Raw genomic sequence first — 21,554 nt, forward strand, 5'->3', positions numbered from 1 at the left:
GGGGGAATAATAATGGCTAACAAATTAGAAATCACCCTTACAAAATCTGTGATCGGTTCTAAACCGGCACAACGTAAAACTATTGAAGCACTTGGTTTACGTAAATTAAATCAAACTGTTGAGAAAGCTGATAATGCAGCTACTCGCGGTATGCTTGATAAAGTAGCTCACTTAGTTACTGTAAAAGAAAATTAATTTTCAATTAATGAACAAGGAGGTGCCACCCACTATGAAACTGCATGAGTTAAAACCAGCAGAAGGTTCTCGTAAGCAACGCAATCGCGTTGGTCGTGGTATCGGTTCTGGTAACGGTAAAACTGCGGGTAGAGGTCATAAAGGTCAAAACTCTCGATCTGGCGGCGGTGTACGCCCAGGATTTGAGGGCGGACAAAACCCGTTATTCCGTCGTTTACCAAAACGTGGCTTTACGAACATTAACCGTAAAGAATACGCTATCGTTAACCTTGACACATTAAACCGTTTCGAAGACGGTGCAGAAGTAACAACTGCATTATTACTTGAAACTGGTCTTGTGAGCAATGAAAAAGCTGGAATTAAAGTTCTTGGAAACGGAACACTTAACAAAAAGCTTACAGTTAAAGCTCATAAATTCTCAGCTTCAGCGAAAGAAGCAATTGAGAATGCCGGCGGAACTACTGAGGTGATTTAATGTTTCAGACAATCTCTAACTTTATGCGTGTTCGAGATATAAGAAATAAAATCATTTTCACTCTTTTAATGTTAATCGTTTTCCGTATTGGTACATTCATACCAGTACCGAACGTTGACGCAAATGTATTAAAGGCAACTGATGAGTTTAACCTCGTTGGTTTCCTCAATACTTTTGGCGGTGGTGCTTTGAAAAACTTCTCTATCTTCGCGATGGGAATTATGCCATACATCACAGCCTCAATTATTGTTCAGTTATTGCAAATGGACGTAGTACCGAAGTTTGCTGAGTGGGCAAAGCAAGGTGAAGTCGGAAGACGTAAACTTGCACAATTTACTCGCTACTTTACAATTATTCTTGCTTTTATCCAATCATTCGCGATGTCATTTGGTTTCAACAAAATGTATGGTGGATCTTTGATTAAAGAAGAGGGAATTCTAACTTACGTTACAATTTCAATTGTATTGACAGCTGGTACAGCTTTCCTTGTATGGCTTGCTGAGCAAATTACTGCACATGGTGTTGGTAATGGTATTTCTGTTGTAATTTTCGCAGGTATCGTTGCAGCATTACCTACAGGAATAAACCAAATTTATGCACAACAAATAGAGGGTGCTGGTGATAAACTGTTTATTAACATTATCATCCTTGCATTACTTGCTTTGATTTTACTTGCAATTGTCGTTGGTGTAATTTACGTGCAACAAGCACTTCGTAAAATCCCAATTCAATATGCAAAACGAGTTACTGGACGCAATCAACAAACAGGTGGTCAACAAACGCACTTACCGTTAAAAGTAAATGCTGCAGGGGTTATTCCGGTAATCTTCTCAGTAGCGTTCCTTGTTACGCCTCGTACGTTAGCAGCGTTCTTTGGTCAAAATGATGTAACAACATTCATTGAAAACACGTTTGATTATCAGAAACCTGTTGGGATGTTGATTTACGTTGCATTGATCGTCGCGTTCACATATTTCTACGCATTCGTACAAGTGAATCCGGAAAATGTGGCAGACAACTTGAAAAAACAAGGTGCTTACATTCCAGGTATTCGCCCGGGTGAAAACACTCAAACGTATTTAACAAGCGTGTTATATCGTCTGACTTTTGTTGGCGCGATATTCTTAACTGTAATTGCTGTAATGCCGATTATATTCATCAACCTTATGAATCTACCTGCTTCAGTGCAAATCGGTGGTACTAGTATAATTATCGTAGTCGGCGTAGCGCTAGAAACGATGAAACAGCTAGAATCCCAACTTGTTAAACGTCACTACAAAGGCTTTATGAAATAATGTTGATTTTTAGGGAACGATCTTCGTTTCCTAAAAATCAGCAAACCTTTTGTGGGAGGACTATTTCCGATGAATATCGTTTTAATGGGTCTGCCAGGTGCTGGTAAAGGTACACAGGCAGATAAAATTGTAGAGAAGTACGCAATTCCTCATATTTCTACAGGAGATATGTTCCGTGCCGCTATTAAAGATGGTACTGAACTAGGCTTACAGGCTAAATCGTTTATGGATCAAGGTGCTCTAGTACCTGATGAAGTAACGATTGGAATTGTTCGCGAGCGACTTGCTAAACCTGATTGTGAAAAGGGCTTCTTATTAGATGGATTCCCACGTACTGTTCCACAAGCTGAAGCATTAGATAGCATTTTAGCTGATCTTGGTAAAGCTATTGAGCATACGTTAAACATTCAAGTTGAAAAAGATGAGCTTATTGCTCGTTTATCAGGTCGTCGTATTTGTAAAACATGTGGTACATCTTATCATTTAATTTTCAATCCACCAGCTGTGGAAGGTAAATGTGATAAAGATGGCGGCGAGCTTTACACACGTGCGGATGATAATCCTGAAACGGTTGCAAACCGTCTGGAAGTAAATATGAATCAAGCACAGCCTTTGCTCAACTTCTATGAAGCAAAAGGTGTGTTAACAAATATTGATGGACAGCAAGATATTAATAAAGTGTTTGCTGATCTTGATGCTCTTTTACAGAGCAGCCGCAGCTGATACCCGGCTCCGGGCGCAGAATACTGCTTCCGCGGGAGGCATGCGGGAGCAACACCGAAACATAATTTTTTTGAGAGTTGCAAAAGCATATTGTGCCCGGTATATATTTCTTTTAAAAAGTGCAACATTACTTTTGGGAGAGTATAATGGGTTTCGTGGAAGCATCTGTGTAACGGGTATGAATATCTCATCAAAGACATTCCGGTATTCGTGTAAACATGGGAGATTCAGTGCCCAGACTGGTCCTGTATATTCCGTGGATTGTGTGAAGCGAAACCAGACGAGCGTCTTTCAAACATCTCTCATACAATCCAAACATATGTTGAAACGAGGTTGCTTCTATAGTTGCAGCAGATATCCGTTTGATGTAACGATGAGAACTTTAATTTGCATATAGAGAGGAGAGACAGAGTAGATGGCGAAAGATGATGTAATTGAAGTCGAAGGAACAGTTGTTGAGACTTTGCCAAACGCGATGTTTAAGGTAGAATTAGAAAATGGACATGTGATTTTAGCACACGTATCTGGTAAGATTCGTATGCACTTTATCCGTATTCTACCTGGAGATAAGGTTACTATCGAGTTATCTCCTTATGATTTAACTCGCGGTCGTATCACATACCGTTTTAAATAATCTTTTGCGCTCCGGACTATTAAGGAGGTTAGGTTAGATGAAAGTGAGACCATCTGTGAAACCGATCTGCGAAAAATGTAAAGTAATTCGCCGACGCGGTAAAGTAATGGTAATCTGTGAAAATCCTAAACACAAACAAAAACAAGGTTGATTCTAAAGGAGGTGCACAACGTACATGGCACGTATTGCTGGTGTTGACATTCCTCGCGACAAACGCGTGGTAATTTCATTAACTTACATTTACGGTATTGGTAAAACTACAGCTCAGAAAGTATTAGCTGGCGCAGGTATTTCAGAAGATACACGCGTACGCGACTTAACTGAAGATCAGTTAAACCTAATCCGTGAACAATTAGATTCTTACAAACTTGAAGGTGACTTACGTCGCGAAACTTCATTAAATATTAAACGTCTGATGGAAATCGGTTCATTCCGTGGTATCCGTCACCGTCGTGGTTTACCTGTTCGTGGTCAAAATACGAAGAACAATGCGCGTACGCGTAAAGGTCCTCGTAAAACAGTTGCGAACAAGAAAAAATAATACGTAAAGGAGGTTCCTTCTTAACATGGCTCGTAAACAACAAACTCGTAAACGTCGTGTGAAAAAGAATATCGAATCTGGTATTGCACACATTCGTTCTACATTTAACAATACAATTGTAACGATTACAGATATGCAAGGTAACGCTGTATCTTGGTCAAGTGCTGGTGCTCTTGGTTTCCGTGGTTCACGTAAATCTACACCATTCGCTGCACAAATGGCTGCAGAAACTGCTGCTAAAACATCCCTTGAACATGGTCTGAAAACGTTGGAAGTAACTGTTAAAGGTCCTGGTGCTGGTCGTGAAGCTGCAATTCGTGCACTTCAAGCTGCTGGTTTAGAAGTAACTGCTATTAAAGACGTTACTCCAGTTCCTCACAATGGTTGCCGTCCGCCAAAACGTCGTCGCGTGTAATGGGTGCGTCTCATATTGTATGAGAACATCATTTTTTGTACAGACTGTCTTGTGCAGATATTAAACGATACGTCAATGACGATCGAATCTATGATGGAAAGAACCTATACATTCGATGTTTTGAAGGAGGGTAAATGAAATGATCGAAATTGAAAAACCAAAGATTGAAACGGTGGAGATCAGCGAAGATTCCAAATATGGAAAGTTTGTTGTAGAACCGCTTGAACGCGGATATGGAAACACTTTGGGTAATTCTTTACGTCGTATCCTTCTGTCTTCATTACCAGGAGCTGCTGTCACTTCAATCCAAATTGATGGTGTACTTCACGAATTCTCTACTGTAGAAGGCGTTGTAGAAGATGTAGCTTCAATTATTTTGAACGTGAAAAAGCTTGCTCTTAAAATCTACTCTGACGAAGAAAAAGTTATTGAGATTGATGTAAAGGGCGATGGTACAGTTACGGCTGCTGACATTACACATGACAGTGACGTAGAAATTTTAAACCCAGATCTATATATTGCAACAATCGCTAAAAACGGTCATTTACGTATGCGTATGTACGCTCAACGCGGCCGTGGTTACACTCCTGCTGATCAAAACAAACGTGAGGATCTTCCTATCGGCGTGATCCCGATCGACTCTATTTACACTCCAGTATCACGCGTCAATTTCCAAGTGGAAAATACTCGTGTAGGTCAGTCTTCTGACTACGATAAACTTTCTCTTGATGTGTGGACAGATGGTAGCATCGGTCCGAAAGAGGCGATTTCGCTCGGAGCAAAAATTTTAACCGAGCATCTAAACATCTTCGTTGGCATGACAGATGAGGCACAAACTGCTGAAATCATGGTCGAAAAAGAAGAAGATCAAAAAGAAAAAGTTTTAGAGATGACTATTGAAGAACTTGATCTTTCTGTTCGTTCTTACAACTGCTTAAAACGCGCTGGTATTAATACAGTACTAGAACTTGCGAATAAGTCAGAAGACGACATGATGAAAGTTCGTAACCTTGGACGTAAGTCATTAGAAGAGGTAAAAGCGAAGTTAGAAGAGCTTGGTTTAGGGTTACGCAAAGAAGACTAAGCGATTTAAACAAAACTTATAAGATCAGATATTTTTTATAAAGGAGGGAAACATCCATGGGTTACAGAAAACTTGGTCGTACAAGTTCTCAACGTAAAGCGATGTTACGTGACTTAGCTACTGATTTAATCATCAACGAGCGTATCGAAACTACTGAGGCTCGCGCTAAAGAAGTACGTAAAGCTGTTGAAAAAATGATTACTTTAGGTAAACGCGGAGATTTACATGCACGCCGTCAAGCTGCTGCATTCATCCGTCGTGAACTAGTAACAACTACTGACGAAGAAGGTAACGAAACAACTTCATTTGCGCTACAAAAGCTATTTGATGATGTTGCACCACGTTACGCAGAACGTCAAGGTGGTTACACTCGTATTCTTAAAGTAGGTCCTCGTCGTGGTGACGGTGCACCTGTTGTTGTGATTGAATTAGTTTAATCATAAGAGAAAACAAGTGGTGAAGAGGGTGGAACCACCACCCTCTTTCTTTATAAAACGATTTATACGACAAATAATTAAGCTGAGCGTTATGATGAGCGGGCACTTTAGTGTGGCGTCTCGTTTAGCTCTCCGCACCTCATTCAAAAGAAGCAAGGGCTTGAGCACCCGTGTTTCTTGTAAATGTAACGACTAGCGCATTTCTATCGAATGAGGTGCGCGCTTTTTTATTATTAACAGCGCCAATTGATGGTGCTTTTTTTAATATATAGGAATATGCGCTTAGGCACTTTTCTTATACCGACATATTGATTGTGGTAGAATTCATACATAAAAAAGTGTAAGTTAGTTAGTATAGCTGAGCATGTAGAGAGGAGTTCTAGAAATGCCCGAAATTTTATCGTTAAATAATGTGACGTTTTCATATACACCTGAAGATCCAGAGCTGCGAAATGCTGTCGAAAATGTAAGCTTCGCCGTACAGGAAGGTGAATGGATTGCTATAGTTGGCCATAATGGTTCTGGTAAATCAACGATAGCCAAACTAATGAATGGTTTACTATTCCCGCAACAGGGAGATGTACGTATATTACGAGAAGTATTAAATGAAGATAATCTGTGGGAATGTCGCTCGCAAATGGGGATGGTTTTTCAAAATCCAGACAATCAATTTGTAGGAGCTACAGTACAAGATGATGTTGCCTTTGCTCTTGAAAATAACGGCATACCGTTTGAAGAGATGGTAAAGCGTGTACATGCATCACTAGAACAAGTAAAGATGAGCAGTTTTTTGGATCATGAGCCACATCATTTATCAGGTGGACAGAAGCAACGCGTCGCTATCGCAGGAGCATTAGCTTTAAAGCCAAAGTTGCTCATTTTAGATGAGGCAACATCTATGTTAGATCCACAAGGACGTATAGAGGTTTTACAAACTGTACAAACATTACGTGCAGAAACAGGGCTAACAGTTTTATCGATTACACATGATTTAGAAGAAGCCATGTTGGCGGATCGTATACTTTTCATGAATGATGGCAAAAAGTTTGCAGAAGGCCCACCTGCTGAAATTTTTTCGCTGGGGGACAAGTTAACGGAGTTAGGTCTTGATCTACCGTTTGCCATGAAGTTATCAAAGTTATTGCAAAAGGAAGGTGTTCCGTTAATGGGACAACATATGACAGAAGAAGAGTTGGTGAATGATTTATGGACATCAAACTTCAACAAGTAAGCTATGCATACTCTCAAGGAACACCTTTTGAAAAACGTGCGTTATTCGATGTGGACTTTGAGATTCCATCTCACACGTACCAAGCGATTATTGGCCATACAGGGTCCGGTAAATCGACTATTCTTCAGCATTTTAATGCACTCCTAAAGCCAACATCAGGCAAGGTGCAAATAGGAGAGCGCACAGTGGAAGCTGGGAAAAAGGCAAAGAATTTAAAGGCGGTTCGTCAACGTGTAGGTATTGTTTTTCAATTTCCAGAGCATCAGCTGTTTGAAGAAACGGTATTAAAGGATATTATGTTCGGGCCTATGAATTTTGGTGTCTCACAGAAAGAAGCCGAGATACGTGCTAGAGAGCTTGTCCGATTAGTTGGATTGCCTGAAAATGTGCTCGACAAATCACCATTTGATCTATCGGGCGGACAAATGAGACGTGTAGCAATTGCGGGTGTATTGGCAATGGAGCCAGAGGTGATTGTTTTAGACGAACCAACAGCTGGGCTAGATCCTCGTGGACAAAAAGAAATTATGGATATGTTTTATGCATTACATCAGGAGCGTAGTTTAACGACGATTCTCGTTACGCATAGTATGGAGGATGCAGCTCGTTATGCTGACAATATCGTCATTATGCATGAGGGGAAAAATGTATTGAGTGGAACACCACGTGATATTTTTAAGGATGTTGAGACATTAAAGCAATTTCGTTTAGAGCCACCCCGTATTGTACGCTTCCAACAAAAGGTTGAAAAGATGATCAATACACCTCTAGCAAAGGTATGTTTAACAGAAGAGGAGCTAGCGATTGAAATGGCTCGATTATTGAGAGAGGAGCGTGCAGAGTCATGATGGAGAAGATGATTTTCGGGCGCTTCCTGCCAGGAGATTCTCCTGTTCATAAGCTTGACCCACGATCTAAACTCGTATTCGTTTTTGCATTTATCATTATTGTATTTTTAGCTAATAATACAATAACATATGCAATGCTATTAGCTTTTACGTTACTCATTGTTTTAGTGTCACGTATACGCTTGTACTTTTTAATAAATGGCTTGAAGCCTGTTCTCTTTTTAATGGCGTTTACTTTCTTGCTACATATCTTTATGACGAAGGAAGGCGACCTATTATTTCATTGGAAATTTATCTCCATCTACGAGGGCGGCGTTCGCCAAGGGATTTATATTTCAACGCGTTTCCTAGTTTTAGTGTTTATGACGTCTATTTTAACACTGACAACATCTCCGATTTCCATTACAGATGGGATTGAGGTGTTGCTAAATCCATTGAAAAAAATAAAAGTACCTGTTCATGAGCTAGCACTAATGATGTCTATTTCACTGCGCTTTATTCCAACTTTGATGGATGAGACAGATAAGATTATGAAGGCGCAAATGGCGCGTGGTTCTGATCTATCTTCAGGACCGATAAAAGACCGCATTAAAGCGGTTGTTCCACTGTTAGTCCCACTCTTTGTAAGTGCCTTTAAACGTGCAGAGGACTTAGCGACTGCAATGGAGGTTCGAGGCTATCGTGGCGGTGAAGGACGTACGCGCTATCGTAAGCTGAAGTGGGATATAGGTGATACATTTGCGCTTGCCTTATTAGTAGCAATGGCTGTTTTATTATTTTTCTATAGAAGTTAAAGGAGTAGCTTTATGCGACGATTAAAAGCAATTATTAGTTATGATGGAACGCAATTTTCTGGTTATCAAGTGCAACCAGGAGAGCGTACAGTACAAGCAGAAGTTGAGCGTGTACTTGCTGTTATGCATAAAGGTAACAAGGTTAAAGTAACGGCAAGTGGTCGCACTGATGCAAGAGTACATGCAACTGGACAAACACTGCATTTTGATACGCCGCTTGCAATACCAGTAGAAAAATATATGAAGGCGTTAAATGTCCAGCTTCCAAGAGATATCCGTGTATTATCGATAGAGGAAGTAGCAGATGATTTTCATGCGCGTTATAGTGTAACAGGAAAACGCTATCGCTATATATGGTCTTGTGAGCCTGTACAAAGCCCGTTCCGTAGACATTACACAGTAGAGACTAATGGTGTGAAACCAGACGTGAAAGCGATGCAGGAGGCTGCAAGTGCTATTATCGGGACACATGACTTCTCATGCTTTTGCGCGGCGAATACTAGTGTGCAAAATAAAGTGCGAACAGTAAACGCACTTCAATTTGAGTGGCATGGTGAAGAGCTACATATGGTCATTGAAGGTAGTGGCTTCTTATACAATATGGTACGCATCATTGCCGGCACTTTATGGGAAGTCGGCATAGGGCGCAGAGAAGTGGGAAATGTCGAGACCGTTGTTGCATCGATGGATCGCGACCAGGCTGGTAAAACGGCGCCACCACAAGGTTTATACCTTGAAAAAGTATTCTATTAGGGCAAAATGTTTAAAAGAATATTGTATGTTTTCTAAGAGCGGATTTTCGCTTTAAATGGAACAATATATGAGGGGCAAAATGCCAATGCAAATGCCAAACGTTACCCTGTACAACTTCACCAGGTGTTTAATGAAATTGCTTGACTTTAAAAGCCATTCATTATATGATAACAGATGGTATTTTCATTACCACCACAAAATAAGCCCCGAAACTTATAGTGTAGACTAATGAAAAATAACGGTAATCGAATCGATTAGGAGGATATATACATGCGTACAACATTCATGGCTAAAGGTCACGAAGTAGACCGTAAATGGTTAGTAGTTGATGCAGAAGGCCAAACTCTTGGACGTTTAGCTTCTGAAGTAGCTGCAATCTTACGTGGTAAACATAAACCAACATTCACACCAAACGTTGACACAGGTGATCACGTAATCATCATCAACGCTGACAAAATCCATTTAACTGGTAACAAATTAGAGGGTAAACTTTACCGTCACCATACTCAATTTGCGGGTGGTTTAAAAACTCGTACTGCTGGTGAAATGTTAGAAAAGTACCCAACACGTATGATCGAATTAGCTATTAAAGGGATGCTTCCTAAAAACTCTTTAGGTCGTAAAATGTTCGGTAAACTTAACGTTTACACTGGAACTGAGCACCCACATGCTGCACAAAAACCAGAAGCTTATGAGCTTCGCGGATAATATAAATTAAGAGGAGGATATTACTTTGGCACAAGTTCAATACATCGGCACTGGTCGCCGTAAAAGCTCTGTAGCTCGTGTACGTTTAGTACCAGGTACAGGTAAAATTGTTATCAACAAACGTGAAATCGAAGAATACGTACCATTCGCTGCATTACGTGAAGTAATTAAACAACCATTAGTAGCTACTGAAACTACAGGAAGCTATGACATCCACGTAAACGTTAACGGTGGTGGATATACTGGTCAAGCTGGAGCTGTACGTCATGGTATCGCTCGTGCTCTACTTCAAGTAGACCCAGATTTCCGTGCTGCACTTAAATCAGCTGGATTACTTACTCGTGATTCACGCATGAAAGAACGTAAAAAACCAGGTCTACGCGGCGCTCGTCGTGCACCTCAGTTCTCAAAACGTTAATCAACCGATTATATACGTTTTCAAAACCCTTTCCCAGTTTTGTGGGGAGGGTTTTTTGTGTTTTTAATGAAGTTCACTTATTAAAAATATTGAAAATTCTTTGCAGTTTTTAGTAAAATTTTTAAAAAAGAATATTAGATGCGAAGGGTATTTAGAGATTTAAAATTACATAACAAAGGATGTGTAAGTTTCTTATGGATATGGAAAGGAAGCAAGACCTTGCTTTCAAGTTTATTCTCGCCTACTTTATTGTTTTCATTATCTTAAAAGAAATATTTACTTTTTCAAGGCTGGTTAATTATGCTGTACCCATCATTGGATTCCTCATCGCAGCATTTTTACGTTATAAATTGATTGTAAAAAATCGGAATAAATCCTAAGAATTAAAGCTTACGTATGGTCACCTCTTTTTAATATCATTATTTATGAATCTCTGCATCTACTAACTAGAAAATAATAAGGAATATGCAAAGGATGTGTAAACATTCTAATGAATATGGAAAAGAAGCGAGACATTGCAGCAAAGTGTTTACTAGTAAGCTTTGTTATTTTTAATTTCTTAACTACTGAAATTTTTGCTACTTCAAAACAGTTTAGATTTACAGGCTACTTCATTGGTTTCCTTATTGCTATATTCTTACGTTATAAATTTAAAGATAAAAAATCGGAATAACTTTTATGTAATATAATCTTTGGAAAAATTTCTAAAAATATTGATAAATCATATATTTTTTTGTAAAATCTAAAAAAAAAATGATTGATACTATATTTTTATAAAGTTAAAAATTATGATTACATAAAATTAGCTAGATTTTAAATCAATTGATAAATAGAAAAACTAAAAATAGTGGGTGGTGATTTTAAAACAATACTGTAACAAAAATTATTTACTAGACCCTCGAAGTGCATCTGGATTTTACAACTCAACGCTTAAAACACTGATTGAACAACCTCTTAAATTTAAAAAACCAAAATATATAAATTAAAGATCAGAGTCGCTTTGCATCCTTTAAATTTAAAGCTGACGAACACACTATAGAGAAACATCAATCTTTCATTACCATACTAAGAAAGTTTTATTCGCTCTATATGAACAACCCCACCCTTTGCCTGTGACAAAATCTAAATATAGTCATGTTAATTTCTTGTTTCAAGAACATCAGTTCAACCGTTAATAGTCAAATAAGTTTAACTTTTTTATATGCAAAATATTGATTCTAAATTAATAGAGGAAAGAGGTATTTAATAATATGCTTAAAAAGCAAGACGTCCTCTTTTTATTTTTAATGGTATTAATAATTTTAGGTTGTGAATATTTCAAAGAAAATGAAACTTCATTAGAGGATAAAAAAGTAAAAGTCGGCATTATTGATAGTGGTATTTTTGTCCAACATGAATTGTTTAAAAATTTGAATTTATGTAATTACGATATTTTAGAAAAAAAGGAAGTGGATAATCCAATTGATTTATTGGGGCATGGTACTGCGGTTACATCAGTTATAGTTAATAACTTGGAATTAGAAGAACAAAAGAATATTCAATTCTTTAATATTGTTTATTTAAATGAAAATGGGAAGGGGGAAGTAGAATACTTTGTTGATGCGGTTGAATGGGCTATTACAAAAGAAATAGATGTTCTTAATTTAAGTATTGGTTTCCAAAGTTATCATTCAGAAATAGAAAGAGTAGTAAAGAAAGCTTTAGATTCTGGAATGATTATTATTAGTTCTGCGGGTAATAATTTAGGGTTTAATAGTGATTTCCCAGCACGTTTTAAAGATGTTATTTCAGTAAGCGCTGTAACTAAAGAAAATATGCAGTTAGCAACATCTTCAACTGGGAAAGTAGATTTTGTCGCTCAGGGTCAAAATATTAAGGTTGCAGATTTAGATGGTACATACAAAATACAATCAGGTTCTTCTTTGGCTACGGCTTATATCACTTCATTTGTTATGAAAGAAATGCTGTCTAAATCTAATATAAAAAACAATAAAGACGCATTCAATTTATTGAAAAAGTATGCCTTGGACTTAGGTGTAGATGGAAAAGATGAAATATACGGTTATGGTTTAATTAAAATGTAGATTCCAGGAGGGGTAAATATGAAAAAAATTATTTATGCCATAATTTTTACACTTTTTGCTTCTAATGTTCTTCCACATGTTAGTTATGCGTATATGCCTACTTTTGAGAATAATAATGTGCAGCATCATGAAGGTATTGAAATTAACTCTGAAGAAGATGATGAGAATTTAATAATAGATATTTCATTAGCAACTGACGATGTGAAAGCTAGTGTACAATTGACCTTTGAATATCAAAATAATATGCATGGTACTGTAAAATATTTAGAGGAAATGCAGCATAATGATGTAATAGAAAAGGACTATGATTTGCAAGTTCTCGAATTTACAGAAGAGAACTACCATGTTAATTTGACAGATATGCAAACAGGTGAAAGGACTGAGCTAAATTCTCTTCACGCTGAAGCCACAGCACTACCTGCAGTGGCAATACTGATAATTAGGGTTGGATTACAATATGCTATAAAGCATTATGGCAAAAAAGCGGCTATAAAAGCTTTAATCGATTTAGGTGTTTCGCAAATTACAGAACAGTTTGGTGGTACGGTGAAAACTGCTAAAAATAATAAAGGTAAAGTAATCACCATTCCAAATAAAAAGCAGGAGATTGTTGTCCGATTAATGGAAGATGAATCAGGAGTTAGATCAGATCCTTATTGGCGTATGTCAGTAGGTAGTAAATCAATAGATATAAATGGTAACTTTGAAAGTAAAAAAGAAAAAACACATATTAAGTTAGACGAATCTTCACCTGCTACAATTATTAAACTAATAAAAAAATTCAAAAAATAGGAGATAATATGGAAAGAAACAAAATGATTGAAGGAATTGAAAAGCTTTTATTTAAACAAGCCGAGTTCGGGAGAGTATATAAATTTAATATTGATTATTTCGAAAAAACTGTGAGATTAGTAGTGCTGGGTGTTAGCGGAAGACAAATTGAAAAAACAATGATTTTATTTGAACAAGTGCTTTCACTATACATGTGTCAGTTTGACGAAGCAGAAGGGATTCGTTTAAATGAACTAGGATATGGAGATGATGTATTGTTATCAGAAATAGGCTATCATCCTAATGGATTCGGTAAAATTAAATTGGACAGAATAGATTTAAAATCAAATATAATAAAAGAAAATGTAGCTGATACAAACTTTTATTTTCAATTAAACGACAAAGATTATTTCTTTCTTGAAGCGAATCGCTTAGTAATCAATGATAAAGAGTTTAATAATCTTTTAAAGTTTAAAAAGGATACTTGAGCTAAAAATATTTAAAATTGATTGTAGTGTGGAGATACTATGACGAGAGAAAAAATGATTGAAGAAATAGAGACACTTTTATTTACAGAAGCAGAGTTTGGAAGGCTTTTTGATGTTCAAATCGATTATTTAAAGGAAACTGTAAGATTAGATGTGCTTAGTACAAGCAGAAAACGCATTAAAAAGACCATTCTATTATTTGAACAAGTACTTTCTGTGTACGTGTGTAATTCTGAGGATGCAGAGGGCTTTCGTTTAAAAGAGCTGAATGATAAGGACGAAGCATTATTATCAGAAATCAGCTACCACCCATATGGATTTGGCAAAATTATAGTGGAGACTATAAATGCAAAATTAAAAGGTATTAAAGAAATTACTTCAAATACCAATTTTTATTTCCAAGTAAACAATAAAGATTATTTCTTTTTGGAAGCGAATCGTTTAGTCATCAATAATAAAGTGTTTAATAATTTGTTAGTACTTTAAAAAGAGGTTAAATTAGATGTAGGAAGTTTAAATTGATTTCAATAATTTAGTAAAAATAAGAGTAGGGATAGATTATGAAGCGGGAGAAAATAATTGAAGAAATAGAGTCACTTTTATTTACACAAGCTGAGTTCGGTATAGTTGTTGATATTAATATAGATTATTTTGAAGACAATGTGAAATTAATTGTGGTTAGTTTAGGTGAAAAGCTAATTGAAAAAACAGTTATGTTATTTGAACAAGTACTTTCTTTGTACATGTGTAAGTCTGATGATGCAGAGGGATTTCGTTTAAATGAGCTTGGTTATGGGGATGATATATTGTTGTCAGAAATCAGCTACCACCCATATGGCTTCGGTAAAATTAAAGCTGAGAACATAAATGCCAACTTAAAAGATATCGAAATTACTTCAAATACCAATTTTTATTTCCAAGTAAACAATAAAGATTATTTCTTTTTGGAAGCCAATCGTTTAGTAATCAATAATAAAGTGTTTAATAATTTGTTAGTTCCTTAAAAACGTGAATTCTTTTAAGTGAAGGAGATATTATGGAACAAGAAAAAATAATGGAAGAAATTCAAATGCTTTTATCGGAAGAAGTAGAGTTCGGTGTCGTGATGAATGTAGATATAGGTTATTTTGGAGAAACCGTTAAATTAGTTGTCGCTAAAAAATACAAACAAGAAGTTTTGAAAAAGGTCGTATTCTTTGAACAAGTACTGTCTTTCTACATGTGTCAGCTCGAAAATATAGAGGGCATTCGTTTAAATGACTACGATTACGGAGATGAGCAATTGCTAACAGGGATTAGCTATCATCCAAATGGCGTTGACAAAATTACAATCGAAAGTTTAGATCCAGAATTAAAAGGTATAGAAGAAATTTCATCTACTACAAATTTTAGCTTCCACATTAACAATAAAGCCTGTTTCTTTATAGAAGCGAATCGTGTAGTTTTTGAAGGTAAGTTTTTTAAAGATTTAATCGCGCCAGAAAATGAACTGAAATGGGAAGATGAAAGTTGATTGACTAGAAGCTGTGCGTGGAGCGTACCGAAACATAAATCATACATTTTAAACTCTCAAGAAGCTTGGGAGTTTTTTTTGTTTACTTTCTAGCATAGTTCCATCACTAACTTCGTACACTATCTATAAAGGGTGGTGGATATGGGTGAAGCGCTGGCTTGCACTAGGAGTAATTATGCTGATGAGTATAGTGGTCGTGGCATATGAAACGAATGCTTCGGACCGCAACTTCTTCTTACCTGACCCACTAGGTGGCATAAAAATTGTCATCGATGCGGGACACGGTGGTCAGGATGGAGGTGCTTCAAAGGGCGAAGTAATTGAAAAGGAAATTACACTTGCAATTGCTCAGCATGTGGAGAAGCAACTAAAGAAGAAGGGCGCAACGGTCGTGATGACGCGTACAAAGGATGGGGATGTTATTGAAGAACACGCGCCATCAGAAAAATTTGGTACATTGAGGGAACGAAAAAAGCAGGATATCTTTTTACGAAAGGATATTGTTGCAAAAGAACAACCAGATATTTTTATAACAATTCACGCTAATGCAATTCCTGAAACAAAGTGGCGTGGAGCGCAGGTGTTTTATCATAAAGAAGGACATGCTGATGGGGAGTTGTTAGCGAAGAGCATTCAGCAATCTATTCGAACGAACTTACAAAATACGGACCGGGAAGCATTATCGATTAAACAAATCTACTTGTTGAAAAAGGCGGAAGTACCAGCTGCGTTAGTGGAGACTGGATTTATCAGTAATGATGAGGAACGTGCACTATTAGTCGATAAAAAATATCAAGAGAAAATGGCAACTGCTATCGTTGAAGGTATTGAAGACTACTTACTTGGGAAAATTGAATAGAGCAACAGCTGCTATGTAAATCAGAGCATTATGATATACTAACATTGACAGAAAATAAGGGGAGTGTTCGTCGTGATAACTGAACAACAAGTACGAGAAAAACTGGGACAACTACAAGATCCATTTTTACATAAAACCTTAGCAGAAACAGACGGTATTACGAATGTATCAATTAAAGAAGAAAAAAATCATGTGAGTGTAAAAATTGCTATTGCTAAAACAAATACACCTGAACAAATGCAACTTCAAATGAAAATTGTGGATGTATTAAAAGAAGCGGGCGCTAACACTGTTGGTATTCGTTTTGAAGAGTTATCGACAGAAAAACTGCAAAGCTTCCGTGGAACAGCAACAGAAGCAGAAGCTCAAGATATTTTATCACCACTAAGCACAGTGCAGGTAATTTCAATTGCATCTGGTAAAGGTGGCGTAGGGAAATCTACAGTATCTGTTAACTTAGCGGTTGCTTTAGCACGCCTTGGTAAAAAAGTAGGCTTAATTGATGCCGACATTTATGGATTCAGTGTGCCCGATATGATGGGTGTTACAGATATGCCGAAAGTAGTGGATAATCGTATTTACCCTGTTGACCGTTTTGGTGTAAAAGTGATTTCAATGGGATTCTTTGTTGAGAATAACGCACCAATCGTTTGGCGTGGGCCAATGCTTGGAAAGGTATTAGATCAATTTTTCCGTGATGTAGAATGGGGAGAACTAGATTACCTTCTATTAGATTTACCACCAGGAACAGGCGACGTTGCTTTAGATATTCATCAAATGTTACCTTCTTCAAAAGAAATTGTTGTGACAACGCCTCATCCAACAGCAGCATTCGTTGCAGCTCGTGCAGGTGCAATGGCTCTACAAACAGAACATGAGATTCTAGGCGTTATTGAAAATATGGCATGGTTTGAGTCAAAATCAGGGGAACGTGAATTTGTATTTGGCCAAGGTGGCGGTGCAAAATTAACTGAAGAACTTCGTACAGAGCTACTGGGACAAATTCCACTAGGTCAGCCAGATTGGACTGATGAAGATTTCGCGCCTTCTGTGTATGCCGAAAATCATTCTACAGGACAAACTTATTTAGATATTGCTTCGAAAATCATTGAAAAATTAAATAAATAATCAAAAAGGATTTCCTCGGCTATTCGAGGAAATCCTTTTTGTTTTGTGAAGTTATTTGCTTTTGTCATCCTTATTTGCGCTGCCATCACTTTCACCGCTAGCCTCTTTTTTACTATCGCTTTCCGATGAAGTACTTTCACCGCTTTTTTTGATAAGCTCCAGCCATTTCGCTTGCATTAGTGGACTTTCAATCGTTTCCTTTACGACTTCCTCCATTTGCTTGCGAAGATTGGATGATTTTAAAATTGTCTCCATTTGCTTTTGCATATCAGGTTGACCAAAGAATGACTCCATATCCTTTTGGAATGTCGGATCTTTCATTAGTTCCTTCATAATATCCGATTGCTGTTTTTGCATACTTTTGGCTACAGTTTCTTTGAACTTTGGATCCTCAAATGTCTTTTTCCAAAAATCCTCAGCTTCTTTTGAAAGCAAAGTCTCTTCTGTCGCCTTTTTCACTTCATCATGTTCTAATATCAATAATTCACGAAAACTCGGTTCCTCTAGAAGCTGTCGTAACGCCTTTTTACCATCCTCTGTTTGTAGAGAGTCAATCATAATTTTTTTTATCTCATCATAAGACATGGTAGAGGTTTTATCTTGTTGAGAGCAGGCAGCAAGAAAAAGCGTCAAAATCAGTAATAAAGTCAATTTTCGCATTAAACATCAGTCCTTTCTATAGATAGACTCTTTCAATTATTGTTCACATTTATGATGACTTTATGTATAGCTTGCGAAGAGAAATAGCTTTTTTAACAATGCATTGTTAAAATGATTACAGATATATGAAGAAATTGGGGGACTTTGAGTTGTGACGATACGAAATTGGGCAAAGTTTTTCTTCTTTGCAATGCTCGTTGGTGGCGTAGTCAACGGAATTTTTAGTTTGTTTATTCGATGGAGCTTCTTTCAACCATATGTAGCAAATGGTCAATGGGGTGAGTTTTTAGCAGGAATTTTATGGATGGTATTCCTAGGGTTTACGATGAGTGTTATCGCACAGGCAGGCTTTTTTGCTTATTTAACGCTCCATCAGGTAGGTGTTAACATCTTTAGAACACTGACATTATGGAATTGGGTACAGCTATTATTAATTGTTATTACCATTTTTGATATTGTGTTCTTCCGTTTTGTACCTGGTATAAAGGATGGACAAAGCTGGGTATTTTATTTAGGTTTGTTAATTGTATTAATTTTCGCTTCAATTGCTACAGCTGTACAAAAAGTTAAAATGACAGGAAAAAAACATGTTCTAGTGTCTGCATTATTTTTTATGATTGTTGTTACAACATTAGAGTGGACAATCGCATTAATGGGGCGCGATGAAAATATTAACGAATATGTTGCATTATTGTTATTCCCATTACTAGCTGTAAATGCATATCAATTATTAGTATTACCAAAATACAACGCAAAATCCGATGAAGATCGCAAAAAATTAGAAGAACGACGTAAAGCGCGACTTAATCAGGCAAAAAATGCATAGTTAACGTGAAAAATGAGTAGCCTCACATATAGATGAGGCTACTTTTATTATGGGGTTTTTTTTGATTGTACTGAGTAACCGAATATATTTTCTTCAATCGACATAAATTTATTTTGTTGCAATAATGTATTTAACTCTTTAAAAGTGACCTTAGTGTCTTGATGTAAAGGAAGAAATAAAAAATCTCCTTTTTGTAATTCGGGCGTTTTTTCTCCTTGCCAAATGAGTGAAGGAGAAAGAATATTTATTTGTTTTTGAAATAAGCTTTTTTGTAAATCCTGAGAATACTGATGATTTCGTGTAGCAAACCAAAGTGGTGTTGTCTTTAAATATTTTTCATAAGTACCAACATCTTTTTGCAGCAATGCAATATCAATTGGTTCTTCTACTGAATCCTCGGGACCTAGTAATCCTGTGGGCAGTTTTCTTTCTTGTATTACTTTTAGATGCTCAGGTGATCGTTCAATCCATGCCGCATCTAAAAGAAGAAGCGGATAAGGTGCTTTTACATTTTTAAGCCAATCTAAAAGTTTATCATCAGAAAAGGAAATTTCGACAATAAGCGAAGTGCCATAATGCCCTTTTGTTACAACCGTCGGTGCATTAGCAATATTAAATACAGAAATCATCGTAGAATTTATTGGTTTAATAAAGATAAACAATATTACTATGACCACTAGTGATATCAACGTTTTACGAAGCATATTAAAAACCCCATTTCTATAAATTTAAACATAAAAATAAACTCCTTAAAAAAACTTATGATTTTGTGTTGACTTTCATGATTAATCGATGTTATTATGTATAAGTCGCCAAGAGATGACGCGACAAACGAAACAAAATGAACCTTGAAAACTGAACAAGCAAAACGTAATCAATATAGTTTTTATTAACTAACATATGTTAGTGAACGAAACAAAATTTTGGACATCAAAATTGATGCCAGCAAAACAATTTGAGCTAATCAAATTTCTTTTATGGAGAGTTTGATCCTGGCTCAGGACGAACGCTGGCGGCGTGCCTAATACATGCAAGTCGAGCGAACAGATAAGGAGCTTGCTCCTTTGACGTTAGCGGCGGACGGGTGAGTAACACGTGGGCAACCTACCCTATAGTTTGGGATAACTCCGGGAAACCGGGGCTAATACCGAATAACTTGTTGTCTCTCATGAGACAATTCTAAAAGACGGTTTCGGCTGTCGCTATAGGATGGGCCCGCGGCGCATTAGCTAGTTGGTGAGGTAACGGCTCACCAAGGCGACGATGCGTAGCCGACCTGAGAGGGTGATCGGCCACACTGGGACTGAGACACGGCCCAGACTCCTACGGGAGGCAGCAGTAGGGAATCTTCCACAATGGGCGAAAGCCTGATGGAGCAACGCCGCGTGAGTGAAGAAGGATTTCGGTTCGTAAAACTCTGTTGTAAGGGAAGAACAAGTACAGTAGTAACTGGCTGTACCTTGACGGTACCTTATTAGAAAGCCACGGCTAACTACGTGCCAGCAGCCGCGGTAATACGTAGGTGGCAAGCGTTGTCCGGAATTATTGGGCGTAAAGCGCGCGCAGGTGGTTTCTTAAGTCTGATGTGAAAGCCCACGGCTCAACCGTGGAGGGTCATTGGAAACTGGGAGACTTGAGTGCAGAAGAGGATAGTGGAATTCCAAGTGTAGCGGTGAAATGCGTAGAGATTTGGAGGAACACCAGTGGCGAAGGCGACTATCTGGTCTGTAACTGACACTGAGGCGCGAAAGCGTGGGGAGCAAACAGGATTAGATACCCTGGTAGTCCACGCCGTAAACGATGAGTGCTAAGTGTTAGGGGGTTTCCGCCCCTTAGTGCTGCAGCTAACGCATTAAGCACTCCGCCTGGGGAGTACGGTCGCAAGACTGAAACTCAAAGGAATTGACGGGGGCCCGCACAAGCGGTGGAGCATGTGGTTTAATTCGAAGCAACGCGAAGAACCTTACCAGGTCTTGACATCCCATTGACCACTGTAGAGATACAGTTTTCCCTTCGGGGACAACGGTGACAGGTGGTGCATGGTTGTCGTCAGCTCGTGTCGTGAGATGTTGGGTTAAGTCCCGCAACGAGCGCAACCCTTGATCTTAGTTGCCATCATTTAGTTGGGCACTCTAAGGTGACTGCCGGTGACAAACCGGAGGAAGGTGGGGATGACGTCAAATCATCATGCCCCTTATGACCTGGGCTACACACGTGCTACAATGGACGATACAAACGGTTGCCAACTCGCGAGAGGGAGCTAATCCGATAAAGTCGTTCTCAGTTCGGATTGTAGGCTGCAACTCGCCTACATGAAGCCGGAATCGCTAGTAATCGCGGATCAGCATGCCGCGGTGAATACGTTCCCGGGCCTTGTACACACCGCCCGTCACACCACGAGAGTTTGTAACACCCGAAGTCGGTGAGGTAACCTTTTGGAGCCAGCCGCCGAAGGTGGGATAGATGATTGGGGTGAAGTCGTAACAAGGTAGCCGTATCGGAAGGTGCGGCTGGATCACCTCCTTTCTAAGGATATTTTCGGAATACAAACCTTGGGTTTGTAAGATTACGTTTTGCGTTCAGTTTTGAAGGTTCATCATTACGATGAAATACTTCAAAACTTGTTCTTTGAAAACTGGATAAAACGACATTGAAATTGTAACAAACACATTTA

General features: G+C 37.9%; 27 protein-coding genes, 1 rRNA gene and 1 pseudogene. 27 read left to right on the top strand and 2 right to left on the bottom strand.

From position 1 onward, the window contains the following. Window positions 1-12: 12 nt before the first annotated feature. From rpmD to NSQ74_RS04700, 25 genes and pseudogenes are all read left to right on the top strand, one after another. The gene (gene rpmD / locus NSQ74_RS04580) at window positions 13-195 is read left to right on the top strand and encodes a 50S ribosomal protein L30 (protein WP_024364361.1); all 183 of its coding nucleotides are present in this window, start codon (window positions 13-15) and stop codon (window positions 193-195) included. Between the two features lie 34 nt (window positions 196-229). After that, on the top strand, window positions 230-670 hold the full coding sequence (rplO, locus tag NSQ74_RS04585; RefSeq protein WP_173479258.1) for a 50S ribosomal protein L15: 441 nt from the start codon (window positions 230-232) through the stop codon (window positions 668-670). Then, window positions 670-1,965, top strand: coding sequence for a preprotein translocase subunit SecY (gene secY, locus NSQ74_RS04590; RefSeq protein ID WP_173479259.1), 1,296 nt, complete (start codon window positions 670-672; stop codon window positions 1,963-1,965). Before rplO ends, secY begins: the two co-directional genes overlap by 1 nt. A gap of 69 nt (window positions 1,966-2,034) precedes the next feature. Further along, window positions 2,035-2,688 (top strand): adenylate kinase, encoded by a 654-nt coding sequence (locus NSQ74_RS04595; protein ID WP_340821776.1) that lies wholly within the window; start codon window positions 2,035-2,037, stop codon window positions 2,686-2,688. A 249-nt stretch (window positions 2,689-2,937) separates the two neighbouring features. Next, a pseudogene (locus NSQ74_RS04600) lies at window positions 2,938-3,015 on the top strand (type I methionyl aminopeptidase); the annotation flags it as partial. A gap of 88 nt (window positions 3,016-3,103) precedes the next feature. Next, window positions 3,104-3,322: a translation initiation factor IF-1 gene (gene infA / locus NSQ74_RS04605; RefSeq protein WP_004233690.1), complete on the top strand. Its 219-nt coding sequence runs from the start codon at window positions 3,104-3,106 to the stop codon at window positions 3,320-3,322. A 37-nt stretch (window positions 3,323-3,359) separates the two neighbouring features. Further along, window positions 3,360-3,473, top strand: a complete 114-nt coding sequence (rpmJ, locus tag NSQ74_RS04610; protein ID WP_000868344.1) for a 50S ribosomal protein L36 — start codon at window positions 3,360-3,362, stop codon at window positions 3,471-3,473. Between the two features lie 24 nt (window positions 3,474-3,497). Continuing rightward, entirely contained in the window at window positions 3,498-3,863 is a 366-nt protein-coding gene (gene rpsM / locus NSQ74_RS04615; protein ID WP_024364357.1) for a 30S ribosomal protein S13, read from the top strand. Between the two features lie 25 nt (window positions 3,864-3,888). Next, window positions 3,889-4,278 (top strand): 30S ribosomal protein S11, encoded by a 390-nt coding sequence (rpsK, locus tag NSQ74_RS04620; RefSeq protein ID WP_004233731.1) that lies wholly within the window; start codon window positions 3,889-3,891, stop codon window positions 4,276-4,278. 139 nt (window positions 4,279-4,417) lie between these two features. Beyond that, a complete protein-coding gene (locus NSQ74_RS04625; RefSeq protein WP_004233733.1) occupies window positions 4,418-5,362 on the top strand; it encodes a DNA-directed RNA polymerase subunit alpha in 945 nt (314 codons plus the stop codon). Between the two features lie 56 nt (window positions 5,363-5,418). Beyond that, a complete protein-coding gene (gene rplQ / locus NSQ74_RS04630; protein ID WP_010860588.1) occupies window positions 5,419-5,799 on the top strand; it encodes a 50S ribosomal protein L17 in 381 nt (126 codons plus the stop codon). 385 nt (window positions 5,800-6,184) lie between these two features. Beyond that, window positions 6,185-7,030 carry an energy-coupling factor ABC transporter ATP-binding protein gene (locus NSQ74_RS04635; protein WP_340821777.1) on the top strand — a complete coding sequence of 282 codons (846 nt, stop codon included), beginning with the start codon at window positions 6,185-6,187 and terminating at the stop codon, window positions 7,028-7,030. Further along, window positions 7,006-7,878, top strand: coding sequence for an energy-coupling factor ABC transporter ATP-binding protein (locus tag NSQ74_RS04640; RefSeq protein WP_340821779.1), 873 nt, complete (start codon window positions 7,006-7,008; stop codon window positions 7,876-7,878). The genes NSQ74_RS04635 and NSQ74_RS04640 overlap by 25 nt, the downstream gene beginning before the upstream one ends. After that, window positions 7,875-8,672 carry an energy-coupling factor transporter transmembrane component T family protein gene (locus NSQ74_RS04645; RefSeq protein ID WP_340821781.1) on the top strand — a complete coding sequence of 266 codons (798 nt, stop codon included), beginning with the start codon at window positions 7,875-7,877 and terminating at the stop codon, window positions 8,670-8,672. The genes NSQ74_RS04640 and NSQ74_RS04645 overlap by 4 nt, the downstream gene beginning before the upstream one ends. A gap of 12 nt (window positions 8,673-8,684) precedes the next feature. Further along, window positions 8,685-9,425, top strand: a complete 741-nt coding sequence (truA, locus tag NSQ74_RS04650) for a tRNA pseudouridine(38-40) synthase TruA (protein ID WP_340821783.1) — start codon at window positions 8,685-8,687, stop codon at window positions 9,423-9,425. A gap of 270 nt (window positions 9,426-9,695) precedes the next feature. Then, window positions 9,696-10,133 (top strand): 50S ribosomal protein L13, encoded by a 438-nt coding sequence (gene rplM, locus NSQ74_RS04655; RefSeq protein WP_173479261.1) that lies wholly within the window; start codon window positions 9,696-9,698, stop codon window positions 10,131-10,133. Window positions 10,134-10,158: 25 nt separating this feature from the next. Further along, window positions 10,159-10,551: a 30S ribosomal protein S9 gene (gene rpsI, locus NSQ74_RS04660; protein WP_004233744.1), complete on the top strand. Its 393-nt coding sequence runs from the start codon at window positions 10,159-10,161 to the stop codon at window positions 10,549-10,551. A 1,250-nt stretch (window positions 10,552-11,801) separates the two neighbouring features. After that, on the top strand, window positions 11,802-12,635 hold the full coding sequence (locus NSQ74_RS04665; protein ID WP_340821784.1) for a S8 family peptidase: 834 nt from the start codon (window positions 11,802-11,804) through the stop codon (window positions 12,633-12,635). An 18-nt stretch (window positions 12,636-12,653) separates the two neighbouring features. After that, window positions 12,654-13,427, top strand: coding sequence for an SAR2788 family putative toxin (locus tag NSQ74_RS04670; RefSeq protein ID WP_340821786.1), 774 nt, complete (start codon window positions 12,654-12,656; stop codon window positions 13,425-13,427). A gap of 8 nt (window positions 13,428-13,435) precedes the next feature. Further along, window positions 13,436-13,894, top strand: a complete 459-nt coding sequence (locus NSQ74_RS04675; protein ID WP_340821787.1) for a YxiG family protein — start codon at window positions 13,436-13,438, stop codon at window positions 13,892-13,894. Window positions 13,895-13,933: 39 nt separating this feature from the next. Beyond that, window positions 13,934-14,380 carry a YxiG family protein gene (locus NSQ74_RS04680; protein ID WP_340821788.1) on the top strand — a complete coding sequence of 149 codons (447 nt, stop codon included), beginning with the start codon at window positions 13,934-13,936 and terminating at the stop codon, window positions 14,378-14,380. A gap of 74 nt (window positions 14,381-14,454) precedes the next feature. Beyond that, on the top strand, window positions 14,455-14,898 hold the full coding sequence (locus NSQ74_RS04685; protein ID WP_340821789.1) for a YxiG family protein: 444 nt from the start codon (window positions 14,455-14,457) through the stop codon (window positions 14,896-14,898). A gap of 32 nt (window positions 14,899-14,930) precedes the next feature. After that, a complete protein-coding gene (locus tag NSQ74_RS04690) occupies window positions 14,931-15,407 on the top strand; it encodes a YxiG family protein (RefSeq protein ID WP_340821790.1) in 477 nt (158 codons plus the stop codon). Window positions 15,408-15,552: 145 nt separating this feature from the next. Then, a complete protein-coding gene (locus tag NSQ74_RS04695; protein ID WP_340821793.1) occupies window positions 15,553-16,266 on the top strand; it encodes an N-acetylmuramoyl-L-alanine amidase in 714 nt (237 codons plus the stop codon). A gap of 72 nt (window positions 16,267-16,338) precedes the next feature. After that, entirely contained in the window at window positions 16,339-17,394 is a 1,056-nt protein-coding gene (locus NSQ74_RS04700) for a P-loop NTPase (RefSeq protein WP_340821795.1), read from the top strand. Between the two features lie 51 nt (window positions 17,395-17,445). On the opposite strand, the gene gerD is transcribed toward NSQ74_RS04700, so the two are convergent. Further along, the gene (gene gerD, locus NSQ74_RS04705; protein WP_340821796.1) at window positions 17,446-18,054 is read right to left on the bottom strand and encodes a spore germination lipoprotein GerD; all 609 of its coding nucleotides are present in this window, start codon (window positions 18,052-18,054) and stop codon (window positions 17,446-17,448) included. Between the two features lie 151 nt (window positions 18,055-18,205). On the opposite strand from gerD, the gene NSQ74_RS04710 reads away from it, so the two are divergent. Continuing rightward, the gene (locus tag NSQ74_RS04710; RefSeq protein ID WP_340821798.1) at window positions 18,206-18,880 is read left to right on the top strand and encodes a KinB-signaling pathway activation protein; all 675 of its coding nucleotides are present in this window, start codon (window positions 18,206-18,208) and stop codon (window positions 18,878-18,880) included. 47 nt (window positions 18,881-18,927) lie between these two features. Here NSQ74_RS04710 and NSQ74_RS04715 read toward each other — a convergent pair whose 3' ends face one another. After that, window positions 18,928-19,584, bottom strand: coding sequence for a hypothetical protein (locus NSQ74_RS04715; RefSeq protein ID WP_340821800.1), 657 nt, complete (start codon window positions 19,582-19,584; stop codon window positions 18,928-18,930). 270 nt (window positions 19,585-19,854) lie between these two features. Between NSQ74_RS04715 and NSQ74_RS04720 the strand changes: the two genes are divergently transcribed. Then, window positions 19,855-21,406, top strand: a 16S ribosomal RNA gene (locus NSQ74_RS04720). The last annotated feature ends 148 nt before the right edge of the window (window positions 21,407-21,554 follow it).

The organism is Lysinibacillus sp. FSL W8-0992 (assembly GCF_038008685.1).
Taxonomy (GTDB): Bacteria; Bacillota; Bacilli; order Bacillales_A; family Planococcaceae; genus Lysinibacillus.

What these genes read in the sequence shown, in the direction of transcription:
- rpmD (WP_024364361.1), top strand. Translation starts at nt 13, where the DNA reads ATGGCTAACAAATTAGAAATCACCCTTACAAAATCTGTGATCGGTTCT.
- rplO (WP_173479258.1), top strand. Translation starts at nt 230, where the DNA reads ATGAAACTGCATGAGTTAAAACCAGCAGAAGGTTCTCGTAAGCAACGC.
- secY (WP_173479259.1), top strand. Translation starts at nt 670, where the DNA reads ATGTTTCAGACAATCTCTAACTTTATGCGTGTTCGAGATATAAGAAAT.
- NSQ74_RS04595 (WP_340821776.1), top strand. Translation starts at nt 2,035, where the DNA reads ATGAATATCGTTTTAATGGGTCTGCCAGGTGCTGGTAAAGGTACACAG.
- infA (WP_004233690.1), top strand. Translation starts at nt 3,104, where the DNA reads ATGGCGAAAGATGATGTAATTGAAGTCGAAGGAACAGTTGTTGAGACT.
- rpmJ (WP_000868344.1), top strand. Translation starts at nt 3,360, where the DNA reads ATGAAAGTGAGACCATCTGTGAAACCGATCTGCGAAAAATGTAAAGTA.
- rpsM (WP_024364357.1), top strand. Translation starts at nt 3,498, where the DNA reads ATGGCACGTATTGCTGGTGTTGACATTCCTCGCGACAAACGCGTGGTA.
- rpsK (WP_004233731.1), top strand. Translation starts at nt 3,889, where the DNA reads ATGGCTCGTAAACAACAAACTCGTAAACGTCGTGTGAAAAAGAATATC.
- NSQ74_RS04625 (WP_004233733.1), top strand. Translation starts at nt 4,418, where the DNA reads ATGATCGAAATTGAAAAACCAAAGATTGAAACGGTGGAGATCAGCGAA.
- rplQ (WP_010860588.1), top strand. Translation starts at nt 5,419, where the DNA reads ATGGGTTACAGAAAACTTGGTCGTACAAGTTCTCAACGTAAAGCGATG.
- NSQ74_RS04635 (WP_340821777.1), top strand. Translation starts at nt 6,185, where the DNA reads ATGCCCGAAATTTTATCGTTAAATAATGTGACGTTTTCATATACACCT.
- NSQ74_RS04640 (WP_340821779.1), top strand. Translation starts at nt 7,006, where the DNA reads ATGGACATCAAACTTCAACAAGTAAGCTATGCATACTCTCAAGGAACA.
- NSQ74_RS04645 (WP_340821781.1), top strand. Translation starts at nt 7,875, where the DNA reads ATGATGGAGAAGATGATTTTCGGGCGCTTCCTGCCAGGAGATTCTCCT.
- truA (WP_340821783.1), top strand. Translation starts at nt 8,685, where the DNA reads ATGCGACGATTAAAAGCAATTATTAGTTATGATGGAACGCAATTTTCT.
- rplM (WP_173479261.1), top strand. Translation starts at nt 9,696, where the DNA reads ATGCGTACAACATTCATGGCTAAAGGTCACGAAGTAGACCGTAAATGG.
- NSQ74_RS04665 (WP_340821784.1), top strand. Translation starts at nt 11,802, where the DNA reads ATGCTTAAAAAGCAAGACGTCCTCTTTTTATTTTTAATGGTATTAATA.
- NSQ74_RS04670 (WP_340821786.1), top strand. Translation starts at nt 12,654, where the DNA reads ATGAAAAAAATTATTTATGCCATAATTTTTACACTTTTTGCTTCTAAT.
- NSQ74_RS04675 (WP_340821787.1), top strand. Translation starts at nt 13,436, where the DNA reads ATGGAAAGAAACAAAATGATTGAAGGAATTGAAAAGCTTTTATTTAAA.
- NSQ74_RS04680 (WP_340821788.1), top strand. Translation starts at nt 13,934, where the DNA reads ATGACGAGAGAAAAAATGATTGAAGAAATAGAGACACTTTTATTTACA.
- NSQ74_RS04685 (WP_340821789.1), top strand. Translation starts at nt 14,455, where the DNA reads ATGAAGCGGGAGAAAATAATTGAAGAAATAGAGTCACTTTTATTTACA.
- NSQ74_RS04690 (WP_340821790.1), top strand. Translation starts at nt 14,931, where the DNA reads ATGGAACAAGAAAAAATAATGGAAGAAATTCAAATGCTTTTATCGGAA.
- gerD (WP_340821796.1), bottom strand. Translation starts at nt 18,054, where the DNA reads ATGCGAAAATTGACTTTATTACTGATTTTGACGCTTTTTCTTGCTGCC.
- NSQ74_RS04715 (WP_340821800.1), bottom strand. Translation starts at nt 19,584, where the DNA reads ATGCTTCGTAAAACGTTGATATCACTAGTGGTCATAGTAATATTGTTT.